This is a genomic window from Polynucleobacter sp. AP-Latsch-80-C2, from assembly GCF_018882185.1.
Classification (GTDB): domain Bacteria; phylum Pseudomonadota; class Gammaproteobacteria; order Burkholderiales; family Burkholderiaceae; genus Polynucleobacter.
The window spans coordinates 12,525-36,979 of sequence record NZ_JACVOY010000014.1; the positions used below are offsets into that span (position 1 = coordinate 12,525).

Genomic DNA, 24,455 nt, shown 5'->3' on the forward strand with positions numbered 1-24,455 from the left:
TTATGCCAAAGATGTGCCTAGGTGGTGCACACAAGCCTTACTTGGTATCAATCAAGATAGGAGGCGATTCTTCCATAACCTGACCATTTCTGATGGATTGGATCTTAATTTCAACTGGTTTTGCGCCCGGTGGCACTTGAGATGCGCTGAAAGTATTTGTTTCAGGATCATATTTGAGCCAGGTTGGCAAAGGTGAACCATCAGACTGAATCGCCCTTTCAATAACGGAACCGGTTGTTGGTGAAGCGGTCAAGGTAGCGGTGTTAGCCACAATAGAAGCAGGTAATAATGCTTCGGGCACTGTGAACTTAAACCCTTGAACCGGTGACGAAGAAGCTAAAGTAGTTGGCTCACCGTTAATCAACACTTTGACTAAAATATTCACCATGCCAGACTCTGGTTTTGGAATTAAGGCATCCTTATTAAAGGCCTGCATACCAGCAAACATCTTCAAACCAGCAACAGCATTAGCATCAGGAGCCATCACTACATTGACGCTTCCACTGTTTTGAGCAGGAGAGAAGAACACAAAATTCGTAGAGTTCTGAATGGTTGATGCAACTGCAGCATTATTAGTTAATGGCGAATTTTGCGTTGGCATCGCTACAGGAACTGCAATTGGTGCCACAAAATTAGCGGGCGCAGGTATTAATGGCTGAGAAGCTGGAGGGAAGTATGCAGGCAATCCAGCCGGAACGAATGTAGGAGGTACAAAGACTTGCGGCACATAACCAAGCGCTGGTGTTATGACGGCAGGACTACCCCAATTATTGGTGCCGGCAGTGTTTTGATTAGCAGAGTAATTATTCGAACCATTGATTGTTAATGCGTCCAAGCTTCCCGGATTCTGGAGATTCATTTGACCAGCCCCAGCGCCACTGGTTTGCAATGGCAATAAATAAGTAATGGTGGCTGTTGGGTCATAAACAGAGAAGGTTACCGTACCAGGTTGAGTTGTAGCCTGTGCCGTCATTAAATTGGCACGATAAGTCTGGTTTGAATAGGTAGAGACATTCCCAACCAAGCTAACAGTTCCAACATAATTTAAGACAGAATTTGCCTGATTTTGATTAACTACCACTTGCGCATTGAGGCTATAGAGTGGCGATACGTTACCAACAGATGCACCAAAGTTCACGCTAGATGCAGCACTAGAGCCTGCCGTTGCATCAGGCGCGATTGCAGCAACCAATAAGGTATGGGTATTTGGCACTAAGTCATTTACGGTGCCATTAAATGTGACATTTGGATCTTCAGAAATCATCGTGCGAATATAAATAGGATTCATATTCAGATACTTAATGGTGCTGGTAATAGCAGGAGTTGAGTACTGGAAATAACTGTTATAGCCGGAATATAAGAATCCGACAGTTGGGGTGCGGCCAAGGTAAGACGCATCGCCAATAAATGTATTACCGTTATAGGTCTGCCCTACTGCTGTGATGATGTCCGCCAAAATGTTAATGCTTGAGCCAGTCATCGCAAGGGAATTGAGACGCGCCGCTGAGCCAACACTATCCCCAATGGTGACGACTCCAGTACCAGCATTGGCAACTAAAGATTGTGACTTAGCAGTCGCTCCATCAATCTTGCCCAAGAAATTAATATTGGCATTGGAAGTTCTCAGAGTAGTTGTACCACTTACCGTTGATCCCAAAATCAAATCGCTATAGGTCTGCGCTCCAGTGGTGGTGATATTGCTTAACAATTGGGTCGTACCGCTAGTGATATTGAGATACGGCAATGTCACTGCGCTTAAGGTACTGAATGAGGCCGGATTAATTGCAGTACCGTTTGAAGTAATGTTCGGCGCGCCAATAGCAGAGCCATTGCCTACGATCAGACTGGATCCAGCATTTAAAGTGGTGCCGCCCACATAGTTGTTAATACCGCTTAAGGTAATTGGGCCACTATTGCTAATCGTCACGCTACCAGCACCTGCAATAGTCATTGCAATATTTGCTGCAGATGAGAGGTTGAAGTTCACATTGCCGTTATTGACTACCGCTGATGTGATAGGTCCTGCCACTGCATTGTCATAAACCACAGATGTTGCAACTGGAATAATCACATTAGCTACGTTCGATAAATCTGGAATAGCACCAACGGTAGTGGTACCAGTCGTTGTCCAGTTAGCAGGATTAGACCAATTACCACCGCTATTAGGCCCTGTATAAGTTACAGAGTTGAGCTGGGTAATAACGCCATTACTGCCAGCATAAAGACCGCTATTGACCAAGGCATTAACTGCAATTTGATAATTGGCTTTATCAGCTCCATTTAAGAGCACACCCAAGTTGTATGCAATACCAGTGCCTACGTTCTTTGTTGAGAATGTACCAGTTGCTGTTGCACTTATGGCATCGCCAGCAATAAAACCACTGCTTGCTGTGATGGCCAAGTTATTCATGTAAACGGAACCGTCGTAAACCTTGGATACCCCTGCAATACCCAAGTCAGCATAGGCGAGTTGCTTCGGTGTTACATCCAAACCACCAATCACCGCCATGGAATTGAAGTTGCTTCCGGTAATACTTGGTGAACTGGCGCCTAAGGCATAACTACCAACCGAGAGATTTCCAGAGCTACTATTGACAGGATTGATTGCATTGGCGGTAAATTGCGCCGTTGATCCTAGGCCATCGTTCATAGTGACCATATTCCCAACTACCGTTACCGGAATACCACTAATAACTGTACCGTCAGCTTTCAAGTAAGCGGCAGTCACAGATCCATAACTTGGAGCGGTGCTATAAACGGTAGCGTTATTAGCCATTTTCACCAATAACTGCTCTGCTGGGGCGATTACATAGTTACCTGCAACATACTGAACTAAGTAGTTTTGTGGATTTAATCCGCTTGGTAATAGAACGTTGGTATAGAGGCCAGGGGTATTCACCTGATCATTTGTTCTGGAAATTACTAAAGCTGCGCTGCCTAATGCGCCGCTAGTAGAGGTATCACCGTTCACAAAACCGGCATACATTGCACCTGCATATCCACCAGCACAGGCTAAACCACCACAATTAGTAGCGCTACCAACGAGATCTGTTTGAGAAACAAACTTACCATCTGCAACTGCAGTGACAAGCAATGTTGCTTTATTAACTCTCAAATTAGCAGCAACATAGGTGATGTTGTAATTTGTCGTGCCAGCACCAACAGCATTAGCAATAGAAATTGCATTCGCATACGTTCCAGCATTAATCGCTCCTGGAATCACTTGATTGCCGTTATAGAGAATGGTTGCGCTACTGACATAATCTCCATTACGTAAGCTTCCCACCAAACCAGAGGTTGGTGTTGTGAGGGCGGACTGAGAAATCACTGCCAAAGATCCATATATACTGGTCTGGTCAAGCGCAGTCACAGTCAATGGTGCAGCAGTAACGGTCAAATTTGCCGGAGTATAGCTAATCACATAGTTATTGCCAGCAGTGAGAGAGCCTTGGGTAATCGCGTAAGTTCCAACATTAGATGCTGATCCAGCACTACCGTTATAAGCACTTGCTGCAGTAATCAATGCCCCACTCATCGTGTCGCCATTTACTAGACCAGTCACTGTTTGATAAGTGAGAGTCGGTAAGGCAGCGTCCGCATAAACCATCGTCGTAGAATTAGCCACCACATTAATTGGTTTCGGATTTACCGTCAGTACACCAGTTTGATAAGTAATGGTGTAGTTAGCAACGTGAGCACCAACCGCGTTATTGGAAACAATCGTATATGCACCAATATTAGTAGTACCAGGCACGACTGCATTACCAGCAACCGTTAAACCAACTCCAGAAATAGTATCGCCATTCACCAACCCGGTAGAAGTAAATGCTGAGCTTCCCAAAGTGAATGCTGAGCCATAAGTGGAGGATTGAGCATTTGCGCTAACGATCAAGGCTGCTGGCGTTACTGTTATCAGTGCCGGTGTATAGCTAATGGTGTAGTTAGATCCAGCACTCAGAGTGCCCTGAGTAATTGCATAGGTACCGATATTCGATGCTGACCCTACTCCACCGTTATACGCAGTTGCAGCCGTAGTTAAAGCGCCAGTAAATGGAGTATCGCCGTTTTTCAAGCCTACTGCAACGTAGCTCAGAATTGGCAAGCTAGAAGCCGCATAAGTCATTGTCTTGGTATCAGCCGTAACTGTTATGGCCGCAGGATTGATGACCAAATTACCGCCGACATAGGTAATGGCGTAATTGGACAATAAAGTTCCCGCAACTGCTACAGCATTGCTTGGGGCTACCCCACCGTTATAGGTGCCTGCATTCTCAGTAGCCGCAACACCAGCAGAACCACCGTAAGTTAAGGTCACGGCGCTAACACTATCCCCGCCGATAAATCCGCTACTTACAAAACCAGTAGTTCCTAAGCTAGCGATCGCAGTGCCGTAAGTAGTGGATTGCGCATTCGCTGTAATCGTGACGGGTTTACCTGTGATGTTCGCAGTTAAGGCAGTAGCAACATCGGCAATATAGTAATTTGGATTGGAGATACTTAAACCACTCAGATTAGCGGTCACGGTAATACCTGAAGCTGCATTAGCGCTGGCAAATGTTCCGGCCGTTGCTGTGCCAGATAAGGTGGCTGTATCACTACCCAATAATCCGCCAGAAATAGCCAAGGTGCCACTCAAAGTCGCCGCAGTAGTAGTGTCATACACCTTATTAGCCGCTGTCAGGCCACCGATGGTGACTGGTGCAGGAGTGATGTTGGCAGTTAATGGCGTAGTCACACCAGAGACGTAGTAGTTGGCGTTAGATAGAGCCAGGCTGCTCAAGTTAGCTGTTACTGCAATCGCATTACCTGCGTTAGCACTCGCAAAGGTACCTGCTGTGGCTGTACCAGATAAAGTAGCTGTATCGCTACCCAATAGACCACCAGCAATGGCTGATGTGCCAGTCAAGGTTGCTGCGGTTGTAGTGTCGTAGACCTTATTAGAAGCAGCCAAACCACTAATGGTGATCGGCGCAGGCGTGATATTGGCAGTTAATGGGCTAGCGACACCAGCAACATAGTAGTTAGCGTTAGACAGAGCCAAACCACTCACGTTCACTGCCACAGCAATTGCGCTACCCGCATTAGCAGTCGCAAAAGTAGCAGCTGCATTACCGCTCACAGTAGAAGTATCAGTACTCAATAGACCGACAACCGTTTTTGTACCGCTCAAGGTAGCAGCAGTAGTAGTGTCATATACCTTATTAGTTGCTGTCAGACCACCAATGGTGACTGGTGCAGGAGTGATGTTGGCAGTTAATGGGCTAGTAACACCAGCAACATAGTAGTTGGCGTTAGATAGAGCCAAGCTACTCAAGTTTGCAGTAACCACAATAGCGTTGCCTGCATTAGCGCTAGCAAAGTTACCAGCTGTTGCTGTGCCAGATAAAGTAGCCGTATCGCTACCTAATAGACCACCAGCAATGGCTGATGTTCCAGTTAAGGTTGCTGCAGTTGTTGTGTCATAGACCTTATTCGAAGCAGCTAGGCCACTGATCGTGATAGGTGCAGGAGTGATGTTGGCAGTTAATGGGCTAGCGACACCAGCAACATAGTAGTTAGCGTTAGACAGAGCCAAACCACTCACGTTCACTGCCACAGCAATTGCGCTACCCGCATTAGCAGTCGCAAAAGTAGCAGCTGCATTACCACTCACAGTAGAAGTATCAGTACTCAATAGACCAACAACCGTTTTAGTGCCACTCAAAGTCGCCGCAGTAGTAGTGTCATACACCTTATTAGCCGCTGTCAGGCCACCGATGGTGACTGGTGCAGGAGTGATGTTGGCAGTTAATGGCGTAGTCACACCAGAGACGTAGTAGTTGGCGTTAGATAGAGCCAGGCTGCTTACATTGACGTTAACGTCAATTGCAAGACCGGCATTAGCTGTCGCAAAAGTGCCTGTCGCATTACCGCTCACAGTAGAAGTATCGGTACTTAATAGACCGACAACCGTTTTTGTACCGCTCAAGGTAGCAGCAGTAGTGGTGTCATACACCTTGTTGGATGCAGTCAAACCGCTAATCGTTACTGGAGCGGCTGCAATATTGGCGCTTAATCCTGTTGGCTGAGTTAGCACGTAGTTGGCAGCAACTGTGCCGCTTAGTGAATCCACTGCAGTAACACTGATAGCGGAGCCAATATTAATAGAGGCAAAGCTGGCACTTTGCACTAAGCCGATATTGGATGCATCTGTTGCAACAACACCTTGAAGCTGACCACCAGTGATTGTTGCCACATTAGTACCGTCGTAAGTTTTATTTGCTACAGCTGAACCGCTCACTGTCAAGACTTTTGGAGTGATATTGAGGTTGCCGACGTTATAAATTACCAACTTAGAAACATCGTAGTTGGTGGTGTAGCCAGAAACCGTGGATAAATTGCCGGCACTTAATACATAGTTGCCGATATTCACGCTACCACCGGCGCTATATGAACCAGATGCAATGGTTGGGGTAATGGTGAAAGTGTATTTGCCCTGCCCTGTTCCAGCACCTGAACCTGTACCCAAGGTATCAGTAGCAGTCCAAACGTTGCTGCCGGTAGTTGGGGCGGTAATAGTCAAGCTAACGATATTGGGACTTACAACGCCAACACCGCAGTTGGTGCAATATCCAGCAGACACATTGCTGCCAGTCGTGAGCGCATTACCCAAATAGTTTTCGTTGGCAGAGTTGACTATGCCATAGCTGGCTGTATTGCTGCCGGCATTCACAATCATTTGGAAGTTGCCAACCACCATCAATGAGCCCTTTACGAAGGTCAAGCTGTAGTTTGATGAGGTGGCTGTTGGCGTCAATGCATTTAATGTTGGCGCATTCATCGCCGTATTGAGTAGGCTGGCTGTGTAATTGACTGCTGCCCCACTGATTGCAGAACTAGCTGTGTCGGCACCCAACAAGCCAGCCAATTGATAGGTCAATGATGTTGGTGCTACGCCAACATAGGTTGACGCATCATTAGCTGTCATTGTTAATGATGCTGGAGTAATGGTAGCTCCACCTGTTGCAGTAGCAGCTGAACTTGGCAGTGCGTAATTGGATAGAGTAGTTCCCGCCTTCGCTACAAATGCAGATCCAATCGCTGCAGTCACTGTAGTGGCGCTTGCTACATTGGCATTGTTATAACTACCTGTTGTTTGAGTAATGTACGCACCTTCACTACCCACAAAACCAGTCAGAACATAAGATCCGTCTGTTAATGCAGTACCAGCAGTTAATGTGGCTGCTGTAGTGGTGTCATATACCTTGGATAGACTTGAGATCGAAACAGCAACAGTCTTCGGCGTAATCAGGACATTGCTCGTGCTAGCTGGCAATACATAGTTGCTAGCTGAACCAGTGCCATTTACCAAACTTAAGCCAGTGGTATTCAGGCTATTAACCCCAACAACGTTGGCATTACTTGCGCTAGCTGTGCCAGTCACGCCTAATGTCTGAGAACCAATACCGGTAGTAATAGTGAAGCTGGTGCCAGCGGCGCCTGCTGTAAAGTCCGTAGTGCCGTCATACACCTTGCTTGCACTGATGGCAACGGTTGCAGGAGTCACTACATATTGATTGCTTAAGGTTCCCGCCAATACAACTACATAGTTTGTATTAATAGTGCTTACTGCCAGCGTTCCAGCTGTGTAAGCATAAGTAGCCGCATTCAGAACCGAAGCAGCGGAACCGCCGCTAGTAAATCCAAGGCTACCGGTAAAGCTGAGTGGCACATTTACTGCAGAGTCACTATTTTTGTAACCTGTCGCAGTGTAGTTGCTCGCATTAGCCGAGAATGTCGTCGCATTTAGGGTATTGCCGTTGTACACCGCACTTTGGGCATTTGGATTCAGGGTCAGTGTTGCCTGCCCTACCGTCAAATTTCCAGCAACATAGGTAATCGCGTAATTCGATAAGCCGGAGCCAGTTGCTGCGCTCACTGCAACTACGCCACTATAGCTGCCAGCATTCACGGTGCCCGGGACTGAAGTACTTCCGCTATATAAGAGTGTCACTGCACTAATAGAGTCGCCAGAAAGCAATCCTGATTGCGTAAATCCACTAGTACCTAAACCAGTAGCACTGCCATACACACCAGTGACATTGCTTGCAGTGATTGTCAGCGCCTTAGCAGTGATGTTGGCAGTAACGCCTGTAGGTTGCGTTAGAACATAGTTGCCTGCGGCTGAACCCGTAATGCTATCGCTCATGACCAATGCAATCGCATTGCCAACGCTGCTAGAACTAAAGCTTGCTGCAGAGACCAAGGTGACATTCGCAGCATCAGCAGCAATCACACCGGACAAGGTTCCCGCTGTTACTGTTGCATTTGTAGTGGTGTCGTAGACCTTATTAGAAACTACAGTGCCAGTCACTGTTAGCGTTTTGGGAGTGATATTCATGCTCACGCCGCTAGGCTGAACTAGTGAGTAATTGGCCGCCGCACTACCGCTAATGCTATCTAAGAATGTCACCAAAATACCGTTACCTACATTCGCGGATGCAAAAGTGGCGCTCTGGGCCAATGTGACGTTGGCGCCATCGGTACCGACTAAACCAACTAATGAGCCGCCGATGACAGTTGCAGTTGTAGTGCCGTCATAAACCTTATTGGAAACTGTTGCTCCGCTAACGGTCAAAGACTTCTGTGTGATATTGGCAGTGATGCCAGTTGGCTGAATTAAAGAGTAGTTGCCTGCTGCGGAGCCAGTGATTGTGTCAGCAGCAGTCACGGCAATGGAAGTCCCTACCCCATTCTGCGCAAACGAACCTGCTTGATTCAAGACAACGGCATCAGAACCAATCACGCCAACCAAAGATCCGCCGGTAATCGTTGCGGTGGTGGAGCCATCATAGATCTTATCGGCGGCAACAGAAACGCCGCCTACCGTTAAGGCTTTTGGTGTCAGTGTTGCTACGTTTTTAGTACTGCCTGTAGTGGCGTTATAAGCTTGGGTAATTTTGTAGTTACTTAATACGGCAGTACCGCCACTGCTCACAATAGAAGTCACGTAGTTGCTGCCATTATTAGCAACATTACTTGCGCTGAAGATTGCGCTGGATAATCCAGTAATCGTCTCGCTATTAACCAAGCCTGTAGCTACAAATGAAGCTGGCGTAATATTGGTTGTGCCGTTGTACTCGGCCGTTACCGCAATACCCAATGGCGCAGGATTCACGATTGCGATGATGCCAGTTGGCTGAACCAAAATATAGTTAGCAGCTGATGCGCCAGTAATAGAGTCATTCATGACCACGGCAGCAGAAGTGCTGACGTTCGGATTAATCAGTGTTGCTGATTGAACCAGGGTGACGGTATCGCCAGCAGTAACACCAACCAAAACACCGCCTGTAATCACGATTGATGTCGTGCCATCGTATGTCTTAGTCGTTGCGACTGTTCCAGTGACTGTCAGGATTTTTTGATTCTGGGCAACTAGGGTAACGATATTCTGAGAGATACCTGCAGTAGCGTTATAGGATGGTGAGAATGCATAGTTTGTTGCCAAGGCAGTACCGCCTGAGATCACAATACCCGTCACAAAATTGCTGCCGTTACTAGAGATGCTGGAGCTCTTGATGGAAACGCTGCTTAATCCAGTAATCGTTTGGCCGTTAATCAGACCATTAATCGTGTATGAAATTGGTGAGATGGTATTAGTGCCATTGGCCACACCAACTACCGAGATGCCAAGCATGGCTGGTGTGATGTTGGCGGTAATACCGGTTGGCTGTATGAGACTGTAGTTGCTAGATGCACTTCCAGAAATTGATGCGCTGGCAATAATAATGATGCCGTTACTCACATTAGGGGATGAGAAACGACCTGCTTGTGTGAGGATAACGTTTGATGCATCTGCCGCTAATACTCCAACCAATGTTCCGCCAGTGAGGACTGCATTGGTGGTACCGTCGTATACCTTATTCGCCACAGTACCGTCACTGACCGTAATAGTCTTAGGCGTTACTGCTGCAGTGATTCCTGTAGGCTGAACTAAACTGTAATTAGCAGCTGAGAAACCAGAGATGGTATCGGCCATCACCACAGGAACAGCACTACCTACGTTGGCACTATTTAAAGTACCTACCTGCTTTAGTGTCACCACATCAACGCCAATAACACCAACCAGTGATCCACCCCACACTGTTACGCTAGTAGTGCCGTCATAAACCTTCTTATCAGCAAGAGTGCCTGTAACGGTTAGCGTCTTAGGCGTCAAAGTAACGCTGTTCAATCTATTGCCAGAGGTAGTACTTGCTACAGTTCCAAATGAATAGTTATTTGCATTAGCCGTACCAGCGCTGATCGTGATTGAGCGCACGAAGTTAGCAGCATTTGCAGCGACATTCATGCTGTCAATCACTGCGCTGGAGATACCTGTGAGCGTTTCACCATTCACCAAGCCAGTTACTGAGAATGTAGTTGGAGTGATCGTTGTGGATCCGCTATAAATCGCTGCTACTGAGATACCCAATGGGGCCGGAGTAATCTTGCCCACAATGCCGGTAGGCTGAACTAGGCTGTAGTTAGCGCTCGCAGTACCGGCAATGCTGTCGCTGATTGTTACAGCAATAGCGCTTCCAGCATTTGCAGAACTAAATGTGCCCGCTTGTGTCAAGCTCACACTAGCAAGGTCTCCAGCGATCACGCCAGATAAGGTGCCACCAGTAACCGTAGCCACGTTACTGCCGTTGTATACCTTGTCAGTTACAGTAGTGCCTGTAACGGTAAGTACTTTTGCAGTAATGTTTGCCGATAAGTTGGCCGGTTGGGTTACTAGGTAATTCGATGCCGCAGTTCCGCTAATGGCAGTGCTAACGACAACACCAATTGCTGAACCCACCCCACTCTGCGTAAAGCTACCGCTTTGGGTAAGACTCACGTTAGCCAGATCCGCTGTAATGACACCGACTAAAGTACCACCAGAAATAGTGGTCGCTGTTGTACCGTCATAAACCTTATTGGCCGCCAAAGGAGTTCCGCCCACTGTAATCACCTTGCGAGCAATATTGGCGGTGACACCGGTTGGCTGAGTTAAGGTGTAATTTCCGGCGGCTGAGCCTGCAATGCTATCCACCATGATGAGCGCAACACTATTAGCTGCATTTGCTGAAACAAAGCTTGCAGTTTGAGTCAGAGTGACATTTGCCAGATCTACTGTAGCTACGCCGACCAATGAGCCACCAGATACAGTAGCGCTAGTCGTACCATCATATGTTTTAGCAGCAATAGTGATACCAGTAACGCTCAAAGCCTTTGGTGTCAGGGTCACGGTATTTTGAGTATTACCGGACAAGGTGTTGTATGCAGCAGTAATGCTGTAGTTATTCATGGAAGCTGTGCCACCGCCTACCGTGATGCCCGTTACGTAATTACTGTTATTAGCAGCCACATTGATGTTATTAACTGTTGCTGAGCTAATGGCTGAAATGGTCTGGCTATTAACTAAGCCGGTTACGGTAAATGCCGTAGGAACAATGGTTGTTGTGCCGCTATATTCACCGCTAATAGTGATGCCCAATGGCGCAGGTGTAATGCTAACCTTATTGGTAGCAGCACTCTGGGAAGTATTGACGGGTAAGCCGCTTGATAAGGTGCCGTTATAGCTTGTATTGATTAGATAATTGCTTGCAGAGAAGCTACCAACTGTCGATGTACCACCTATTGAGCTTACATAGGTACTTACGCCATTGGCATTAGCTGAGCTTGCCGTTACTGAAGTGATAGTATCCCAAGCTGCAAGTCCAGTTGCAGCTATAGTGGAATTAGCACTAGTAAAGGTAGTTGTGCCGTTATAAACACCAGATACTGCGATACCTAGCACTGCTGGGGTAATGGTGTATTTGTGAGCAGCGGGGATCACAGTAACAGTTGACCCATCAGACGCAGAAATACTTGTCGATGTAAGAGCTGTATTAGTTTGAACCGCATTAGCGTTAGTTCCATTTAGCGCTGTTGTACCACCTACTGTTGGGCTAAATACGAGTACGGATTTAATGTAAGCAATAGAGCCGCTAGTGATAGCTGCCAAACCAAATGTCGCGGTGCTACTACCAGTAAAGCTAACAGTTGCATTGGCCTGTATCCAATCATTGGCAGCATTAGAGTTATATGCAGTTCCATAGACGGCGGTGTAATCACTATTGATTGTTACGGAGATAGCAAGGGTACTGGTGATCTTTTGACGGTAATTAATATAGTTACCGCTGACATAATTCCCTGGTTGAACAGGCATACCACCAGCAATACCGTAAGAGATATTCGTTGTAGCATCAGCATTCGTAGTGTTGATACCGAGCGCTCCAGCGATCGCATAAGGTGACGCTTCAGGCTTAGCCATAGAGATTGCAATTACACCACCCGTATTGGTGAGAGTGCCAAGGGATGTGATATCGCCACCAGTAATTGTGCCTGCTGCGATACCATTGCCAGCAATAATACGCATGCCTGTAACACCGGCATTATTAGCACCCGCAAGACTCACACTGCCGGCTGCATCGACCGTCAAACCACCAAGCGTTCCTGAGTTCTTAATTAAAGCAGCAGTCGTAATTCCGCCACCAACTCCCCGCCCGGTTAAATACACGCCTGATGCACCAGTAATGGTTGCAGAAGCTGCGGCGCTAATTGCAAGGCTGGTAGATCCAGCCGAGCTACCACTCATGGTAACAACTCCAGCAGTTACGCTGCTTGCACTGACAACTCCCGCTGCAGCGCTGGCGTAGATTCCATAGCTGCTTGCTGCAGTACCAACAGATGTTCCTGTGATAGTGATTGCACCACTAGAGGTATTTAAGGCGGCAGAATAAGTTACTCCAGATGCCGTAGTCGATACACCCTTAAGCGTGATATCCCCAGCAGCATAAATTGCACTAGCAATCTTCACGCCATCTAAGGCGGTAGCTAAGGTGGATGCATTAGCCGTGGTAATAAATCCGCTAACCGGTGTGCATGGCGCTGTTGTGCAACCATAGGTATTGTCAATAGTGACGTAGCCAGGCAATGCTGCTGTACTGGTTCCGATTGCTGCAGGAGTAATAGCCGCACCTGCTGATTTAGCAACATAATTAATAACGGAGCCTGTGCCCGTAGTAAATGTTAGAACTCCGCCAGCAATAGTGGACCCTAAAGTTCCCCTGGTTGTGTCATAAATAAGATTAGCTGCAGGTGTACCGCTGTTCGCCACCAATGTAATTGCACCGCTTTGAGCAATGTCATTATTCGAAGTAAAGCTGATGTTCGAACCTACTGCGTTATCGTTAATCGCGCCAGTTTGAGTAATACCGGTATTGGTTCCTGCAGCGGCGTTATTTGCAGTGACAGTGATATTGCCGCCACCCGCATTAATCGTAATAGCGCCTAAAGAGACGATGGTGGTTGATGCGCCGCCAGTACCTGTCACGGTAAGGCTATTAGCGGTAATTGCACCAGTAGCAGTAATTGGTGTTGCAGTAGCGGTCGATGTGGACTGGGTTCCAGTAAGGGTCACTACCCCACCGTTAATGGTGCCGGTATCACTAATGCTTGCTGCTGTCGTAGTTGTTGCTGTAATCGTGATCGCTTGACCAGTCGCGGTGATGTTGCCAGTACTAGAGTAAGCAACGCCAGTCTGGCTATTAGCCGTAATCGTCACACCGCCAGCAGCGGAGCTAATCGCATTGGCGCCTTGGGTAAAGCCAACGCCTGTTCCGTTCGCTACCGCATTAATCGTCACACCCGTAGAACCTGCCAAAGAGCCTGCAGATAAAGCACCGGTAATCGTAATCGCAGCGCCATTAGTAGCGGCAGTTGACGTGGTGATTGCAGTGCCGCAGCCTAAGCAGCTGTTATCCAAGAGGATATAACCTGGAACAGTAATGGCTGGTACGGAGATGATCGCGCCATTGGTCTTGACTAAGTAGTTGATGGCGGAGGTCGAGGTGCCGGCAGCAACAGTAATAACTCCAGAGCCGACCTTAGAGGTGTTATTACCAGTGGTTGTATCAAAGACGATATTAGCAACTGACCCACTGGTATTGATCGCTAAATTAATAGCGCCGCTCTGATCAATATCATTATTTGAGATGAAACGAATATTTGTTCCACTACGACCAGTAATGGTGCCAATTTGATAAATACCACCAGCAGCACCTGGAATACCAATGACGTTAGCAGTCGCTGTAATGCTGCCGCCTACTGAAGTGCTATTAATTGTGAATCCACCAATTTGCAATACCCATGCCGGTGCGAGCGTTGTAGTACCAGTAATAGTGATGTTGTTTGCGGTGATGATTGAAGCAACGCTGTTATATACAGCACGGCCGTCCGTTGCGCCACCATTAAAAATCACATTACCCGCTGTTGATGTCAGTATGACGGAATAGTCAATACCAGTATTTGAGGTACCACCAGTGACACCGTTTACCGTAATGTTGCCACTCGCATAAATAGCATTATTTATTGTTACACCAACAGATGCTGTAGCTAAGCTAGCTAAATTAGGTGTCGTGGTATTGATAAAGCCTGAGACAGGCGTGCATCCAGAACCGGTACATCCATAGGTGTTATCAATCAATACATAACCTGGCAACACTAAAGCACTTGTACCAATTGCTGCAGGATTAATAGCAGAACCTGCTGTTTTAATAATGTAGTTAATGGCCGAAGTAGATCCTGTTGGGATGCTAATCGCCCCAGCCAAGACGCTAGAAGTTTTGTTACCGGTAGTGATGTCGTAGGTAATATTGGCTGCCGTACCACTGGTGTTGGCTACTAAACCAATCGCCCCATATTGCTGAATATTGTTATTGGAAATGAAGCTGATATTGGAGCCACTAGCACCAGTAATGGCGCCAGTTTGATAAATGCCCCCGAGAGCGCCTGGCGTTCCAATGTAATTGCCGGTGACGGTGATATTGCCGCCAATCGAGGCACTATTAATAGTCAGAGCGCCAATCTGCACATCCCAGGTAGGGTTGCCAGATGAGGTACCCAGAATCGTAATGTTATTAGCGGTGATGGTTGCAGCTGTACTGTTATAGACGCCACGAAGTGTTGTAGTGCCGCCATTGAGGGTAACGTTTCCGGCTGTTGAATAAATTACAGCCGAGTAGTCAATCGCATTGCTTGTACTTGCAGCATTGATAGTGATATTGCCAGAGGCATAAATCACATTATTAATCGTTGCTCCAACAGACGTTGTCGCCAAGCTGACTAAGTTAGCAGTCGTAGTATTAATAAATCCAGAAACTGGAGTGCAACCAGATCCTGAGCAACCGTAGGTGTTATCGATCAACACATAGCCTGGCAATACCAAAGTGCTTGAACCAATTGCAGCGGGATTGATTGCTGAACCCGCTGATTTAATAATGTAGTTAATAGCCGAAGTTGATCCCGTTGGGATGCTGATAGCGCCAGTTAGAACAAGAGAGGTCTTATTACCAGTAGTTACGTCATAAGTAATATTGGCAGCAACTCCACTGGTATTGGCGGCAAGAGTAATCGCTCCATATTGCTGAATATTGTTATTGGAAATAAAGCTAATATTTGAGCCACTAGCGCCGGTAATAGTGCCAGTTTGATAGATACCTCCAAGAGCTCCCGGTGTACCGATGTAATTACCAGTTACAGAAATGCTGCCACCGATAGAAGCGCCGTTAATCGTCAACGCACCAATTTGTGAAATCCAAGTAGGATTTCCAGATGAGGTACCGACGATCACGATATTGTTAGCGGTAATTGTGGAGGCAACACTGTTATAGACGCCCCGAGTTACCGTTGTTCCACCATTCATCACTACGTTACCAGCAGTTGAGGTAATTGCCACTGAATAGTCGATAGCATTACTGGTGCTGACCGCATTTACGGTGATGTTGCCGCTGGCATAGATAGCGGAGTTAATTGTTGCCCCGGCAGATGCAGTTGCAAGTGACGCCAAGTTAGCTGTAGTGGTGTTAATAAAGTTGGTTGCTGGGGTGCACCCTGCTCCTGAACATCCATAGGTGTTATCCAGTAATACATAGCCTGGCAAGAGCAATGTGCTTGTGCCAATCGCAGCCGGGTTAATGGCTGCGCCAGCAGTTTTAATAATGTAGTTAATTGGCGAAGTATTTGTACCTGCAGCAATTGTCAATGTGCCTGCGATAACACTGGAATCCTTCGTGCCACTAGTCGTGTTGTAAGTCACGCTCACTGCTGTAGAGGCAGTATTGGATACCAAGGAAATTGCGCCGCCTTGATTAATCTTACCGTTAGTAATAAAGCTGATATTTGAACCGGCTGCATTATCAGTGATATTGCCTAACTGATAAATACCAGTATCGGTATTGGTAACCACGGTACCAGTGACGTTGAGGTTTGTTCCGCCGGCAACAATGGTTAAAGTATTAAGGTAAACAGCGTACTGACCACCTACTTCTGAACCAATAATAGTGATGGACTTGGCGCTAATGGAGTTATTGGGTCCAAGCTCAACCCCATTACCCGTTGTCGTTGAGGTTCCTGTAATGTTGACTGCTCCACTATTAGCAATAATCGGAGTTATGCCCCAGGCGCTGCCGTATAAGTTACCAACAGCAATACCAGTTGTTGTTAAGCCAGTGATATTGATATTGCCGCTAGTAGCCGTTAAGCCTCCAGCCAAAGCTACAGAGCCACCGCCCCCCGTAGTTCCGCCTGCATTAACTCCATTAATAGTGATGGCCGTACCACTAAGGTTTCCGTTTACCAAAACACCATATCCACCAGTTGTCGGCAGATTGGTCCAACCTACTAGTGAAGCATTGATATAGCCGGTTGCCGGCGCACATCCTGAACCTGAGCAACCGTAGGTATTATCTAAAGTAATTGCGCCAGGCACAGTCACGTTGCTAGCAATGTTGATTGCTGCTCCAGAAGCTAGTACCGAGTAATTAATATTCGAAAGGGATCCTGCTGTAACCGTTAATTGGCCAGTCAGAATCGTAGATAGCTTGTTACCTGCCGTCACATCATAAGAAACATTAGATGAGTTAGCGCTAGTATTTGCAGCTAAGTTAATTGCACCATACTGGCTAATGTTGTTATTAGAGATAAAGCTGATATTGGAGCCGCTAGCCCCAGAAATATTGCCAATCTGATAAATACCACCAGCAGCGCCAGGAATACCAATAACGTTACCGGTAACGGTAATACTGCCACCAACAGCAGCGCTATTAATTGTTAATCCCGCTATTTGATCAACCCAACTAACTGAAGCAGAAGTTGCCGTACCGTTAATGGTGATGTTGTTTCCAGTGACAGTATTACCTGCTACAACATAAACGCCGATGGTGCTGACTGTAGCGCCATTCATCACAACGTTGCCATTGGTCGAAGTAATATTGACCGAGGCGTCGATACCGCGGTTGGTATTACTAGCAGCATTAATGGTGATATTGCCTGTTGTAAAGATTGCGGCATTAATCGTTGCGCCTATCGATGCAGTCGCAAGGGACGTTAAATTCGGTGTAGTGGCGTTTATAAAGCCTGTTACTGGAGTACACCCAGAACCAGAACAACCAAAAGTGTTATCGATTAAAAGATAGCCGGGCAAATTAACTGCACTCGTTCCGATCGCCCCAGGATTAAGGCTAGCTCCTGCAGATTTTTCAATGAAATTAATTGCAGAGGTGGATGTACTAGCTGCAATTGTTAATGCTCCACTGACGATTGAAGATGTCTTATCGCCTGTTGTCGTATCAAAAGTAATATTGGCAGCGCTGCCACTAGTATTGGCAACCAAAATGAGTGCCCCACTCTGGCTAATATCATTATTGGAAATGAAGCTAATGTTTGAGCCATTGGCGCCGTTGATATTACCAATCTGATAAATACCTCCAGCTGCACCAGGAGTGCCGATTACGTTTCCGGTTACAACAATATTGCCACCAACTGAAGTGCTATTAATTTTGAGTGCACCAATTTGAGTGACCCAGCTCGGGGCAGAAATTGAAGCGCCATTAATCGTGATGTTATTTCCCGTTACGATATTGGCTGCCGTCACATAGACGCCAATTGAAGCTACGGTTGAGCCATTCAGCGTAACGTCACCATTTTTTGAGGTGATGTCTGCAGAAGCGCTAATGCCATAAGTGGAGTTACTTGCGCCATTGATGGTAATTGCACCATTGGCATACATCACACCATTAATAGTGATACCAACTGATGTAGTTGCCTTAGCAACCAGATTATTTGCAGCTGCACTGATATGAGCCGTCACCGGAGTGCAGCTGGAGCCCGTGCAACCATAGGTGTTATCTACCAAGATGAAGCCAGGCAAGGCAACCGTACTAGATCCGATTGCACCTGGATTGATAGCGGATCCCAGTGACTTCGCAATGTAATTAATTGCTGAGGAATTTAGCCCTGAGCCAATGGTTACTGCTCCACCCGTGATATTGGAACCCTTGGTGCCGGTAGTGGTGTCGTAAATAATGTTTGTAGCATTTGCAGTCGTGTTCGCTAACAAATTAATCGCACCAACCTGATTAATGATGTTGTTGGAATTAAAGGTGATGTTTGTACCAACAGCCGCTGCGATCGTTCCAACTTGATAAATACCATTACTGGAATCTGGCAAGTTAATGACATTACCCGTAACGGTGATGCTTCCACCTGCAGCAGCGCTATTAATAGTTAACGCACCTAAATAAACAACCCATGTTGGCGCAGCTGTAGATGTGCCGAGAATGGTAATGTCATTACCGGTGATTACGGATGTGCCAGCATAAACACCATAGCCATTAGTAGTAGTACCAGTCAGGCTGACACTGCCAGCATTGGCGACAATCGCGCTGCCAAAGTTTATACCCTGAGATGCACTTACGGTAGATCCGCTAATTGAAATGGCCCCCGTTGTCGAGGTGATTCCGGCCAGCGTGTATACGCCCTGAACAGCGCTACTAACACCATTAATGGTGATGTCATTTTTTGCATATAGCGCATTGCTTGTAGAGATTGTGATGCCTGCGGAGGCAGTTGCTAAGGTAGATAAATTGGCCCTAGTAGCATTAATGAACCCACTTACTGGTACACATCCCGAGCCAGCACATCCATACGTATTATCAAGCAGTATCGATCCTGGCAACACTACAGAACTTTGACCAATAATATTTGGATTAATTGCTGAACCAGCAGACTTAGCAATGTAGTTAATTGCGGAAGTACTTGTAGCAGTTGCAATCGTTAATGCACCAGAGGTAATAGTGGAAGCCTTTGTGCCTGCAGATGTATCGTAAGTAATATTGGCAGGTGTAGCAGTCAATGTGTTAGCCACCAAGGTAATAGCACCGACTTGATTGATCAGATTGTTACTAATAAAACTGATACTGGAGCCCACCGCATTATCGGTAATGGTTCCAGTCTGGGTAATACCTGTATTTGCACCCCCGGCAGAATTATTTGCCGTTACCGAAAGATTAGACCCGCCAGCAACAATTGTCATTGCACCTAAAGAAACAATAGTTGACGCTGTGGTTGATGTGCCAGTAATTGCAATGCTTTTGGCGGATATAGCACCGGCAAGAACAACCGGGGAACTTACATAAGTACTACTATTGATTGTGATTGCTCCGGTATTGGCAGTAATGGTACCGGCTGATGTTGAGCTCACACCGGGGTTGGTAGCAATGGTTGTATTTGTCGACGTTGCTGTTAAGTTGATATTGCCAGTAGTAGAAGTTAAAGCTGAAGTTAAGTAAATTAGGGCAACTGAGTTTGCATTCACACCTGTATTACTAATGTCAATATTTCCATAGGCAGTTAAAGGCGCTGTTGTTGCATAGCTATTGACTACAAATCCATAACTTGCGGTTGCAGTAGTTTTCAATTGAAAACTTGCGTTTCCGCCAATATTGAGGCCAACTGAATATTCGAAAGCGCCTACGCCATTTGCAATTGAGTCAGCCCCGGCTACTGATAAGTTGCCACCCGCACTGCTGCCTGTTGCACCAGATGTGGTGGTATTAATGGCTGCGGCCAAGTAGATAGGCGCATTCGCAATCGTTCCCGGAGTAATTGTTGTTCCCGAAATTGATCCGCCAGTTGCATCAAGGACTACATAGCCACCTTTAGTAGTGATACTGCCTGATGCCCCGTTTGAAATATTGGCACATATTCCCAATGAACATGATGCTATTGCATTGCTAGCATAAGAAGATTGGGCAAGTAAATTAATTTTTCCAGTGCTAGTGGAGTTAATTGCTCCATTAATAAATATTTGACCGCTGGATAAATAATTTAGGGTGAGATTTCCAAGACCTGTATTGGTAGTCGTTCCTGTCAATGTAATGGACTGACCAGTTCCAGAAGTAGTGTCGTAAGTTAGACTCACGTTAACGCCAGTTGCTGGGGTAAAACTGAGGTTAGATGTTTGGGTGATAGTGCCGTTCGCTATGAGAGCAACGCTAGTACCGGCGTTTATTTGACTCTGAAGATCGGCAGCCTTCACCACAGAGGAAGCATTGGCAGCTGTGAAGCTCGGCAAAGTACCGCCTGCAGTTGTGCCAGAGCTAATTTCAATATTATTTGGATCAATTAACCACATCCCTCCTCTACCCGCATTAATGCTTGAGAGTAAGTTGATCGTTTGACCTGAGGTTTCAATAAAACCACCAGAGGTATTGTTTAGAGCGTTGGTTTGATTTGCCTTGATGATGCTATTGGCATCAAGATTAGTAAAGATGGAGAACGGTAAGGCGCTGCTTTGGGCATCGTTACCGACTTTGATGGTGCCGCCCTGGGTAAAACCAGTTGCTTCTACTGCTGAAGACTCGAGGCTTGTGTAGTTGGTTGCTGCAATGCCGATCTGTCCACCACGGCCATTTGCGCCATTAGTTTGAATCAGTGCACTTTGTAAATTGATGTCACCTTGGGTGGTGCTAATTTGAATATTGCCGCCGTTACCAGAGCCATTGGCTTGGATTTGAGCGTTATTAATAACTTGGTTATTAATTGTTTGAAGGGTAATTGCGCCACCTGGGCCGTTATTACCATTTGCCTGGATCAAAGATCCAGCTTGAAGATTACTTGATGTTGCTACTGCTGTGATCGTGCCGCCTGTATTACCGTTTGCTTGAACTAGGCCCGCAATAGAAAGTTGGGTAGCTTGCAGATTAAAGTTACCACCAGGGCCGTTGTTGCCGTTAGCTTGCATGACGGAACCAGACTGAGTAATGACTTGTGGTGCGGCAATATTGATCGAGCCACCAGCCGAACTAATAGCAGGTTGATCAGCTGTAGTTGGTGCTGCATTAGCAGTAATCGTTGCTGTTGATGTGGCAGTAACGCTATTGCTTGCAGTCAGAGTAATGGTGCCGCCCGCAGTATTCGAAGATGCACTTGCTGCTGCAGTAGTTGCTGCAATCTGACCTGGTGATTGCGCAGTAAAGGTTAGGCTCGCTAATGGCGCACTTGGCGTAGCTCCACTTGATGCGCTTGCCACATTAATAATCGTAGTCGTTCCCTGCCCTGCTGCTTGGGCAGCATTAGCAATATTGGTATTGAGTGTTGCTGTTGTAGGCGCAGTTAAGTTAATCACATTAACCGCTGGAGTTACTACAGTAGTGCCAGCACTCGGGTTATTCACAACTACTGCAGCAGCAGATACTTTTGCAGCGTTCGCTGTCACATTATTACTTGCGACTGTTGCCGCAACTGCAGTGCTTGCTGCAGCAGCTTGTGCTTTAGCATTAGTTTGCGCAGCAGCTGTGTTGGCATTTGCCGTAGGTGCAGTTGGTGCCTGAGCTGCTAACTCTTCTTCTCTGGTTCTAGTCGTTGCAGTGTTCGTTGTGGTGGTGCTGTTGGTCGTGCTTGAGCCGTTTGAGCTCACTCGTCCAGCTACGATAATCGCGCCGCCTGTGACATTAATAGAACCAGTTGAGCCACCAGTTGAGGAAAGCGCCCCATTAACCGACACTGCCTGAGCAGTAGCTGTGATTTGATTGGCGCTAGTTGTACTACCGGCTGCTAGGGATAAGGCAGCAGAGTTAGTTACAAGGCTACCGGTATCACTGGTGCTAATTGTGCCGTTATTAGTAATGGTGCCTGTCGCGTTTAAGGTCAATGTGGTTGCTGCGCCATTAGTCGGAGCAATCGCTGCGCCAGCTGCTACAGTGAGATCGCCCTTCACTTCAATGGTCACGTTTGATGTTGCCAAAGCTGAAGAGATCGCTGTTGCGGTTGAGGCACCAATGGTCATCTCTTCTGGATCTAGGAGCCAATGCCCTGCTTTACCCAACTTAGCTGTGACGTCCACTACCGTGGATTTGAGGATCTCTAGTACGCCTGAGGAGCTAGTCTCTACATAGCCACCGTTACCACCCAATGCGCCACCTTGAGATTTAAAGGTACCGGCAACGATGGTTTTGACGCTTGACCAGATATTAATGTCGCCACCATTGCCTTTATTGGTAGAGGAAGTATCTACTGTGGCTTTTTCTGCAACGGTAACGGTTTTAGCGAGGTTCTCCGCTTTTACATCAGTTCTTGTGCCATCTGCATTTTGGGTATAGGTCACTTTAGTAGTGCCTACGTTAATGGTTCCGCCGTTAGCCACTCCTCTGGCATTGGTGTTTGATCCGTCAGCCAAAGTGATGTCTTCGCCCTGCAGGGTGATCTTGCCGCCATTAGCGTTCGATCCTTTGCCATTAGCACTGATTTGCCCAGCTTGGGTGATATTGGATGCTACGAGCTCAATGACACCGCCGTTGTTTTGTAATGATGAAGCGGAGATACGGCCAGTGTTCTTAATCACTGAACTCATGAGGTTATTAGCTGCGCCTGCAGCGATGATGACTAAGCCACCTTCGACCTTGACTAAGCGCCTGTTCTCAATCAGAGCATTAATGGCTGATTCGTCAACTTTGACGGAAATGAGGCTATCGCCACGAAAATCTAAGGTGATTTGCTTGCCGGCTGCTAAGGCAACCGTGCCTGCACCCATTTTGGCGATCAGGTAACCGTCATTACGAACTTCAGGAGCAAGCAATGCGATGTAACCATCTTTGGTGTTGGTAGTGATTTTTCCTTCGTTGATGATCTTGCCAGTACCGTCACCTTTGTAGGTGGATTTGCCATCCATAAAATCTTTGTTCGAGATGTTCATCGTCGTTGCAACAACACCCGCGGCATCAACTTGTGCACCACGTCCAAAAGTGATGCCATTTGGGTTCACCAAAACGACTTGTCCGTTCGCTTTAATTGCACCATCAATGACGCTTGGAGATGAACCAGTAACTCGGTTCAAAGTAACCGCCGAACTATTGGGCTGATTAAAGTTGACGGAGGCATCTTTTCCGACGTTAAAACTGTCCCAATTTACAACTGCTCTTTGGCTCGTTTGATTAACGTTCGTTTGAAGTCCGGATTGAGTAATGACTGCTGTTCCGGCGACGACTTTTCCACCACCTGGATTCATATTCACATTCACCGTTTGTGCATACGAAAAATTGACATGCAACAAGACCGCTAATGCGAGCAATAAAAAAATTGCTACGCGTTTGGCGTTTGGATTCTGCAAATGCGAATCTAGGAGAGAATTTTTTACAGGGAGCGACCCTGTAAGCAAATCAAGGAACAAATCGTAGGTCTTTACATGTAAAACGACAGAGAGAATTTTCGCGTTTTACGAGGGTTTTCTGAATTCACCCAAGGGTTAATAAATGGGTAAAAAACCCAAGAATTTTGATGATTTTTCCGCTTTATGAAATATTCTCAACAATAAATCGCATGGCAATGACGCAACCCCATCGTTTTACTAAAGTCCTAGGGCATCAGTAATCCGCCAATTTTTGATTGAAATTAAGCACATTTGCGCGTGATTACAAGCGTAATTAAAACTTGAAAATGAATCTATACGTGTGCTGCATTTACTCAATTGCACAGCCATTAATCCACATCAATCGAAGAATATATTCATGCAGTTGTAGATGAAATATCGATTAAAAAATACTGCTGGAATTGGTTTATTTTTTAGTAATGATCAGGCAGACCTGCAGATCAAAATAAAGGCAAATTTGTGTCCGTTTTCAGGACGGTATTCTGCCAATAATTTGAAGCTTATTTTGTACAAAAAATTGAGGTAAAAAATACCAGTTTTTTGGATTTTTAGATGACACTATTTTTAAAAAAATGTGAGTCTTTTTTGCAATTTCATTTGTAAAGATTTTTACTATTTTTGGTGAATTTTTTAAGTAAAAATGAACACTAAATCTATGCTTTATTTTTATCTATTTTTGCACTCAATCTTTAGTATTTTTAGCTCTATTACAGAGTAATTCTCGAATAAAAATGAGGTTCATTTCTGGCAATTTTTTAACCTATTATTTATCTGTAATGTGCGTGTTTTTTCATGACGTAGATTCAAACACGAAGTGCAACACGGTTTAAGGACTGCATAAATACTTCATTGGGGGTTTTAAATCCTAATCGTTTTCTAGGTCGGTTGTTTAAACGGTCTTGGATCATTCTAAGCTCCTTAT

Annotated in this window: 1 protein-coding gene; it reads right to left on the minus strand. The window is 46.2% G+C overall.

The features are described 5' to 3' along the window. Positions 1 to 37 precede the first annotated feature (37 nt). Complete coding sequence (locus tag ICN47_RS11875; RefSeq protein WP_216220155.1) at positions 38 to 23,494, minus strand: YDG domain-containing protein; 23,457 nt, start codon at positions 23,492 to 23,494, stop codon at positions 38 to 40. Between the last annotated feature and the right edge of the window lie 961 nt (positions 23,495 to 24,455).